At 56.7% G+C, this 1,202-nt stretch carries 1 protein-coding gene; it reads right to left on the bottom strand.

Features of this window, described 5'->3' with window-relative positions; genetic code table 11:
- Nucleotides 1-72 precede the first annotated feature (72 nt).
- A partial coding sequence (locus ACR0IO_RS23075) for a class I tRNA ligase family protein (RefSeq protein WP_480745183.1) occupies nucleotides 73-1,202 on the bottom strand: 1,130 nt, incomplete at its 5' end.

Below are 1,202 nucleotides of genomic sequence, written 5' to 3'. Positions count from 1 at the left end.
TCCCTCATTTCTTGAACATAAAAAGGAACCTAACCCTTTCGGGTCAGGTTCCAAGTCACGAGATTGCGATTTTCAGGTCAACGCGCTGTCGCAGCGCCCGCAAACATGGGCATGGCTGTGGCTGCCCACATCAGGCAGAATTTTCCAACAGCGCGCACATTTTTCGCCATCCGCTTTGGCAAAGACCACACCAACCCCCTCAATTTCGGGCAAGGTGAAGGCATCCGCGGGCATCGCTTCATCGCTCAGCGTGACCGCAGAGGTGATGACCAAATCCTCGAACTGCACAGATTGCAGCGCTGCGCGCATTGCGGCATCTGCCACGTAGATCACAGGCGCGGCTTCTAGGGAGGCCCCAATCACCTTGTCACGGCGCTGCACCTCAAGGGCGGCTGTCACCACGCGGCGCGCACGGCGGATCATCGCCCATTTCGCGGCCAAGTCTGCATCATACCACGCCGCAGGGGTGTCGGGGAAATCCACCAGATGCACTGAGGCCTCAGGGTCTTTGTTCCGCTCAAGCCAGACCTCCTCCATGGTGAAGGTCAAAATTGGCGCAAGCCAAGTGGTCAGGCGTTGGAATAGGTGATCCAAAACTGTGCGCGCCGCACGGCGTTGCGCAGTATCACCATCACAATAAAGCGCGTCTTTGCGGATATCGAAGTAAAAGGCCGACAAATCAGTGGTCGCAAAATTGAACAGCGCTTGGAACACGCCTTGGAAATCATATTTCGCATAGCCTTCGCGCACGATCCGATCCAACTCTGACAAACGATGCAGGATGAACCGCTCCAACTCGGGCATATCGGCGGCTTCTGTGCGGTCGGTTTCCGTTAAATCACCCAAGGAGCCAAGCATAAACCGCATCGTATTGCGCAAACGGCGATAGCTGTCGGCCACGTTCTTCAAGATCTCAGGCCCGATGCGCAAATCCGCCGTGTAATCGGATTGCGCCACCCAAAGCCGCAGAATATCGGCGCCATATTGGTCAATAACCGCCTGCGGCGCGACCGTATTGCCCAAGGATTTGGACATTTTCATGCCCTTCTCATCCAGCGTGAAGCCATGGGTCAGAACACCGCGATAGGGCGCGCGACCGATTGTGCCGCAAGCCTGCAACATCGAGGAATGGAACCACCCGCGATGCTGGTCTGTGCCTTCGAGATAGAGATCGGCAATCCCGTCCTCTGAGCCATCCTCGC

It is taken from the genome of Ruegeria sp. CE12 (assembly GCF_056537525.1).
This window is presented reverse-complemented; position numbering and strand designations above follow the sequence as displayed.